The organism is Vibrio tetraodonis (assembly GCF_003350295.1).
In the GTDB taxonomy this organism is placed as follows: Bacteria; Pseudomonadota; Gammaproteobacteria; order Enterobacterales; family Vibrionaceae; genus Vibrio; species Vibrio tetraodonis.
This window is the reverse complement of sequence record NZ_QLYY01000031.1, coordinates 25,744-33,270: the sequence shown is the minus strand read 5'-3', so window position 1 is coordinate 33,270 and position 7,527 is coordinate 25,744. Positions and strand designations below refer to the sequence as shown.

General features: G+C 41.6%; 6 protein-coding genes and 2 pseudogenes. 3 read left to right on the top strand and 5 right to left on the bottom strand.

From position 1 onward, the window contains the following. Window positions 1-275 (top strand): annotated as a pseudogene (locus DPF90_RS20000) (IS4 family transposase); the annotation flags it as partial. A 76-nt stretch (window positions 276-351) separates the two neighbouring features. Here DPF90_RS20000 and DPF90_RS19995 read toward each other — a convergent pair. Next, window positions 352-1,536, bottom strand: coding sequence for an NnrS family protein (locus DPF90_RS19995; RefSeq protein ID WP_114788051.1), 1,185 nt, complete (start codon window positions 1,534-1,536; stop codon window positions 352-354). Between the two features lie 241 nt (window positions 1,537-1,777). Between DPF90_RS19995 and DPF90_RS19990 the strand changes: the two genes are divergently transcribed. Then, the gene (locus DPF90_RS19990; RefSeq protein ID WP_162814069.1) at window positions 1,778-2,332 is read left to right on the top strand and encodes a gamma-glutamylcyclotransferase family protein; all 555 of its coding nucleotides are present in this window, start codon (window positions 1,778-1,780) and stop codon (window positions 2,330-2,332) included. Window positions 2,333-2,363: 31 nt separating this feature from the next. Here the strand turns inward: DPF90_RS19990 and DPF90_RS19985 are convergent, their stop codons facing one another. Together DPF90_RS19985 and DPF90_RS19980 are read right to left on the bottom strand one after the other, a co-directional pair. Then, window positions 2,364-3,014 carry an outer membrane beta-barrel protein gene (locus DPF90_RS19985; protein WP_114788049.1) on the bottom strand — a complete coding sequence of 217 codons (651 nt, stop codon included), beginning with the start codon at window positions 3,012-3,014 and terminating at the stop codon, window positions 2,364-2,366. 362 nt (window positions 3,015-3,376) lie between these two features. Beyond that, entirely contained in the window at window positions 3,377-3,991 is a 615-nt protein-coding gene (locus DPF90_RS19980) for an outer membrane protein (protein WP_114788048.1), read from the bottom strand. Between the two features lie 400 nt (window positions 3,992-4,391). Here DPF90_RS19980 and chrA point away from each other — a divergent pair. Beyond that, window positions 4,392-5,538, top strand: a pseudogene (gene chrA / locus DPF90_RS19975) (chromate efflux transporter). A gap of 9 nt (window positions 5,539-5,547) precedes the next feature. Here chrA and DPF90_RS19970 read toward each other — a convergent pair. Then, window positions 5,548-6,564, bottom strand: a complete 1,017-nt coding sequence (locus DPF90_RS19970) for a tetratricopeptide repeat protein (RefSeq protein WP_114788047.1) — start codon at window positions 6,562-6,564, stop codon at window positions 5,548-5,550. 14 nt (window positions 6,565-6,578) lie between these two features. Next, window positions 6,579-7,526, bottom strand: coding sequence for a type II secretion system F family protein (locus tag DPF90_RS19965; RefSeq protein WP_114788046.1), 948 nt, complete (start codon window positions 7,524-7,526; stop codon window positions 6,579-6,581). Window position 7,527 lies beyond the last annotated feature (1 nt).

The window sequence follows — 7,527 nt, the reverse complement described above, 5'->3', positions numbered from 1 at the left end:
TGCTTGCCTATAATTTAGTACGTTTAGAAATGATTCATATTGCCGAAGATGCCAATGTAAGCCCAACTCGGGTTAGCTTCACAGCAGCAATAAATTTGATAGATGCCCAGTTGCGATGGCTAGCGCTCAGCCCCGATGGCACTTTACCTGTCAGGCTCAAACAAATGCGAGAGAGCATCAGCCATTTCATTTTGCCAGATAAAAGAAAGGACCGAACGTTTCCACGTTCAGTCCTCTTTGTTCGGGCCAAATATCCATTTAGATATAAGTGTTAATACTTATCCGAACGGCATTAGATGATCGACCATCAGCCTTTTGTTTATGCCTACAGCTCCATTATCTCTAACAACCCTATCCAGGGTGCCCATCTACTCTGGCTGTCACAAGCATAAACCCAAATTTAGCTAAGTATATCGTGAAGGCTAGTACCCATAAAAAGCCGCTAATATCGAGCAGTAAAATAAGCTTCTCAGGCCAAAGCGTTACCCCTATACTGCGCACAATCGCTGCTATCATCAAGGCAGCAAAACCTATCGCCATGCTAGGGCCTTGATAAATAGCGCGCCCAGTATGTCCCATCGTCACTCGAGTTATCATAGACAAAATCAAACCACCCAGCGCTCCAATCACAAATAAATGCAGCATATTATGCGCTGCAAACATATGACTTAGTTCTGCACGCAGAATCAAACTCAAGGGAATACAAAAGTAAGCCAGATGCAGTGACCATAGCAAAGGCTCTCGATAGGTGCGCCAAGGCTGCCATCTGATGACGATAACCAGATGCGCGACTCCAGAAACCAGCATCATCACTTGCTCTAAATGCGCGAATTCTGTCGGTAAAAAGCTAAGATTAAACAATACCAGTAAAGGCAAAATAGCCAACACCTCAAGCCAAAGGATTGAGGAGGGCTTGGGAGTATTTAACCGGCGGGCAGTAAAAAATGGGACAACTCTTGCACCCATAACTGAGAGCAAAGTCGTAAACCACCACAACATAGCCAGCCAAACATCAGATGAAGAAAAAGGCCCAATATCTTGTAGTGACGCATAGCTGATTAAATTAGCCAACAAGGCCAAGACAAACAAAGGGATAAAGAATGCGTTGCGCCATCCTTTGGTTTTGATGACCCGAACTCCTGTCTCATAAGCTACCATGGCGATAAATACGCTTTCAATGGCGGCAATCAACCACAAAGGAGACTCTGTCCAAAACAATAATCGCGGCAAAATCCACAAGTTAACCAATAGGGCTAATCGATAACTTTTGGTGCCATTGATCCCCGTCCAGTTCTGCACTGCGGTCAAAACAAACCCTACGACGATAGCCATGGAAAAGCCAAATACCATTTCATGCGCATGCCACCACAAGGCAGGTACTTGCAACATTGTGGGCTGACCCGTTTGAAACATCCACACCCATACCGTGATAGCAATCGCCGCATAGCTTGCCCCAAGAAGGAAAAATGGTCGAAAAGCTAGACGAAAAACAGGTACAATGGCATCTTCTATTCTTTTATCGCTAATATTGATCACTGTATGCCCCGTAAAATAAACTAAATACAGAAAAGTAAGCAATATTTATTCCCTAACTCAAGATATTGTTTTATATATAAATAAAACCGAACAGAGTCATTAAGACTCGATAAAAACAATGTCATGGTTACTCGTTGTTGTCATATTGACACAGCCATCAACCACGGTGTGGATAAGCTCTAATTGGTACCTTAGCGATAAAAAAGGTTATATTTGCGGTAAAGCATTAAAGGGAAAACAAGTGGCGACGTATATATTTGGTTATGGCAGCTTAATAAACTCAGCATCAAGACAATTGACCGGCGCAACTGGACTTGCGTACCCTGCGGTTATTCACGGGTTTAAGCGCATATGGGGAAAACTGGATACAAGCTATACTCTGTCGCCTTTGGTGGTACAAAAAGGGCAAGGGCTAGTCAATGGGGTGTTAATTGAAATTAATCCAAGTGAACTGCAAGAATTTGATACCAGAGAGCGCAGTTACCAGCGCATTCAAGTCTCTCTCACTGAGATAAATACCACTCATTCCCTCACCGCAAGCGATCATATCTGGTTGTATATAAATGATGATGCCAAGCAGCCCTGTGAACAAGTGCCTATCATGCAAAGCTATGTGGATACGGTTCTCGCCGGCTGCCTAGATATTTCAGAGTCTTTTGCCAAGCAATTTATCGAGCATACTTTGGGCTGGCACTGCCCACGTCAAGACGATCGCCATACCCCAACATATGCCCATTTGGCCGGCGTGCAGCAACATCACTATTGTTTGATAGATAAACTACTAAAGGGAGCCTAAGCTCCCTTTACTATTAACACTTATTTAGTGATTAGAACTTGTAGTCTAGACCGACATACCAAGTATCATGTTCATAATGCTTAAGGTTAGCCATTCGATAACCAGCATTTAGTATTACATTGTTGTTCAGTGCGTATCCCGTTTCTAGGCCATATACAAACTCAGTTTCGCTTTCACTTTTGGTATTGTTGTACTCTAAATTGCGCGTTCCACGTGAGGAAACGATAGTGCCTGCCCCCTCACTTTTACGCTCCATGCTATACACACCAACCCCTACCACAGCCCCGATATAAAAAGGAGAATTAGATACAAAATATTTAGGCTTTAAATATAGTGAGAAAGCTTGAAGATCAGCGCTAAACTTATCGAAACCATTCGCGTATACATAACGATTATTAACATTCACATTATCAACAAAATCAAACTTACCATAGTCTGCATACTCAGCCTCAATACCGAGAATTACAGAGTCTGCAAGCGTAAAGTCGTAACCAATCGAAATTGCACCACTGGTCGAAGATGGAGAACCATTAAATCCGTCAGCCTCGAAAGTAGTATCAATAATATCAGCACCAATATACCAACCTTCACCAAGGTAGCCATGTTGTGACCCTATATTCTCTGCACCCACTGCTTGAAACGAAGCCGCTGCAACAAATGCGGCTAAGACTGCTTTTTTCATTTTTATACCTATTATTTGACTTATGCTTTAAAAAACCGGCAAATAATAAACAAATCAAATAATAATGCACATATTGTTGCAATATAAAATACAAAAAACCACGACCATTAATTTATATGGTCAATTAATCAACAAAACAAAGGTAATTAGACGCTAGCCTAAGGTGCGTTTTGACTCTAGATATAGGTAAAACAGGGCATTTGTCTAGATATGTAAAGAATGACGGGGCGGCTATATTACATCAAGGCAAACATTTATGACTCAATGCAAAAATTAGCAGGTGCGGCGTGATGGGCATATCGATTGATGGAAAAGATAAAAGGGAGCTTAAGCTCCCTTTAAGACTGAGATTAGTTCAGGTCTTAGAATTTGTAGTCTAGGCCAGCATACCAAGTATCATGCTCAAATTCTTTGAAGTTAACCATTCGATAGCCAACATTAAGCAATAAGTGACTGTTAAATGCATATCCAGCCTCTAAACCACATACAAACTCTGTTTCATTCTGATCTTCGGCCCTAACAGTTGTTGTACTGTCAAATGCATATGACACAGAATAATTTACAGGCACATCAACGGTAGCATGGTACATACCTACTCCTGCAAGCGCCCCAACATAAACAGGAGAGTTCCCAATGAAAAACTTGGGCTTCAAATAAAGAGAAAGAGCCCGGAAATCGTAGCTAACCTTATCAACACTTAGGGATCCATCGATGAATCCCTCAGGGAGATCAAAATCAAACTTACCGTAATCAGCATACTCAGCCTCAATACCAAGTACTACAGAATCTGATAGTTTAAAATCGTAACCTACTGCAATAGCCCCACTGGTGGCAGATGGAGAACTATCGATTCCATCAGCCTCGAAAGTTGTACCAATAACATCGGCGCCAATATACCAACCATCATTTACATATTCTGAGCCAACTGCTTGAAACGAAGCCGCTGCAACAAGTGCGGCTAAGACTGCTTTTTTCATTTTTTAATTCCTATTATTCTACTTGTTACACAAAAAACTGGCGAATAATAGAGTGAGAACAAGAATAAAAAAACAACTAACAATATGCACATTGACTCTCATCACAATAATTTTTATTAGTTCTGTGAATAACAAAAAAATGCAATAGCCAAAATAAATATACATTTGAATATCTTAAAAATTCTCTTTTTTAATACACTATTCTTAAGATAGGATTCTGCTTAGTATGGTTATGGAAAAGGCTTGGTGGGGTGAAAAACTACTTTAGCCTATACAATAAGGTTAATCACTCATAATCGTACCCTTCAACCGATTAATGATGACAAAATCATTAAATTGTCATCATTCTGCTGTAGTGTTTTTGCGTGAAGTTAACGGATAATGAATTGGCAAGTTAAGCATGTTTTCTATTTTTAAAACTTTTTTCTGGTTAGGTTGGATAAGTTTCGGCGGCCCAGCTGCCCATATCGGCTATTTTCGCCATACCTTTGTTGATAAGCTTGGATGGTTAGGTGACAAAGAGTACGCCCAGCTTGTTGCCCTAAGCCAATTTCTGCCTGGACCCGGGATCAAGCCAGGTCGGGTTTGCCATAGGCTATCAGCGCCAAGGTCTATTGGGTGCTATATTGGCCTTCACAGGATTTACTCTGCCTTCAGTATTGATCATGCTTTGCCTTGCATTGCTTAGTCATAAATTCAATCAAAGCTCTTTATTTGAAGGGGCAGTGCACGGTTTAAAGCTATTGGCGGTTGTCGTGGTTGCCGATGCTACATGGGGAATGTACAAAAGCTTTTGTAAGCAAAAGCTCACCTCTGGTTTATGTTTGCTTACCGCCGCTGCGCTTCTTCTTATACCCAGTATTTCAACTCAAATTATCTTATTGCTCCTCGCTGCCCTGATCGGCTGTAAGTACTTAGCTTCAAATCAAAGCAGTACACATCAGCGCTTTAAGCCCAGCATTTGGCCACTCATATCCTTTGGCTTGCTTATTTTTTCTTTGCCTCTGATGACATCTGGTCTGCCGCTTATCAAGCTGTTTAGTGATTTTTTTCAAGCCGGAAGCTTAGTTTTTGGTGGCGGGCATGTAGTCCTACCGCTGCTGCAAAATATCGTTGGAGAACAAATCTCTCAGGATGCTTTCCTCACTGGCTACGCCGCCGCTCAGGCCGTTCCAGGACCCATGTTTACCTTTGCCACCTACATTGGCTATCAACTTATCCCACAAGCACCGATAGCAGGCGCTTTAGTGGCAACACTCGGTGTTTTTCTGCCGGGGTTTCTACTCCTTCTTGGCGTTCTAAAACATTGGCAACACCTTGCTCAAGTGCCAAGAGTGTCAGGCGCTTTAAATGGTGTGAATGCTGCGGTTGTCGGATTGCTGTTGTCAGCTCTCTATCAACCTGTATTTACCAGTGCAGTACTTAGCCCAAGCGATCTTGTTTTTGTGCTAGTTGGCTTTTACCTACTCAAGCAACTAAAACTTCCTATCATAAGCATTGTGATAAGCTTTATCCTACTTGGCGTCGCTAGCAACTGGATAGTTTAATCGTACTGTTTAGTTTTTAGATGAAATACCCGCGGATGACTGCTCACGAACTAAAGCCAATGCACGTTCTAGGTTTTCATTCGCTACCTTGTAGTATGAAGACTTACTATCAATGGCCTGCTGTAAGTATGGGATCGCTTTGTCGGGCTTGCCCTGTAAGATAAGAAAGTATCCAACATTGTTCAGAGCTTCAGGTTTTTCCATATGTCTTGAGAATACATTCACCGCTCGGGTAATTTCACCTTTACCAAGATATATCAACGCAAGGTTATTGAGCGCTTTTTCATTATCAGGCTCTTGCTTTAACGCCTGCAGAACAAAACGCTGCGCTTTACGGTATTCTCCGGACATATAAAACGAGTAGCTTACATTAATTAGAGTCTTAACCGAATCTGGTTTTATACTCAAAGCTTGCTTGTAATAGGCTTGGGCAAGCTTATGTTCAGAATCTACATCTGCAATGACACCTAACCCCATATAGGCGTATTCCGGCGAATATTGATCCACCTTTAACACCGCGATCTGCTCTGGTTCTATCACTTCTTTACCGCTAAGACTATTTCTGGTGGTCAAACGCACTTGATCAGCATTAATAGCTCGATAAAAGTAGCTCTTACCGAGTTCTAAATCACCCATTTTGCTGTAGATGGTTCCTAGCTGCTCCAATACTTTAATGTTGTCTGGATTTTGCTTAATGCCCAATAAAAATGCTTTCTCGGCGAGGGCAAGATTGCCTCTCGATTGATGAATACGTCCTATGTTGTATAAAGCGCGATCTTTGTATTCTCCGTTTTCAAAAGATAAAGCGCGGATATATTCGTATAGAGCAAGATCACTATTACCGATGCTTAGCGCTGCATCACCACGAGAAATCGCTTCTTGCTCTGTTTTTGGCGGTTGTTCAGAAGATAAAGTATCGATTGGTTTGCCATCGTATAGCGAAGAATCTATGTTAGACTGGTTGCCTGCACAACCAATTAGAAGCATTGTAATTAAAGAGATATAGAATAAACGAGTTCCTTTCATTATGCTTTCCTTAATCATCCGCTTCCTAGGGTAGAAGTAAACTGCAACATTGCTGGGCCTATTGCCACAATAAAAAAACAAGGCCAAATAAATATAAGTAATGGGAACATCATTTTCGTCGGTATTTTAGCAGCCACTTCCTCAAGTTCTTGATTACGTTTGTCACGGTAATCTTCGGTATAATCTCGCAAAGTCTGAGACAAACTACCACCAATACGTGAGGCATGGGTCAACATAGTTACCAAACCTACAATCTCAACCAAGCCAGTTCTGTCAATCAAATCTTCAAAGGCATCGGACATCTCAACCCCTGCGTTAATTTTTACACAAACTGTATCAAGCTCATCGGCAAAATCAGGATGAGATATGTTAATTTCGTCAGCAACTCGTCTTAATGCCGCATTGAAGCCCAAACCAGACTCTGTACATACGACAAGTAAGTCGAGAGTATCTGCAATACCACCACGAATTTTCTTCTGGCGTGCTCCTACCTGCTGGTTTAAAAGAATATTGGGAGCAAATAGACCAATCGCAGTGCTGGTGATCATAGCAAAATTGAGCATTGGCATACCGGGAAATAGGAAATACAAGGCTGCGGCTATACACAAGCCTAACACTAAAGAGATACTCTTGAGAGCGTAAAACACCGTTAGTGCATTGGCATCATGATAACCGGCATGCATCAATTTATGCCTAATACTTTCACTCTCTTTAGTGTTTGAACTCTGCATCATAGGGGCTAATGATTCGAGGGTATGATCAAACTTGCGGCTTTTTTTCAGCTTATTGGTGCTATTTGCATTCTTCATTTGCTCTAGCTTGGTCCTTACTGGGGATTTGGAACCAACAAAAAGCAGAGATATTGTAAATACGAACAATATAGTTGCAAGCAAGATTACACCAAGCAAAACTGCCTGTTCATCTAAATTGTGCCTGCTGAGCTGACTGAAGAGAAAATCCATA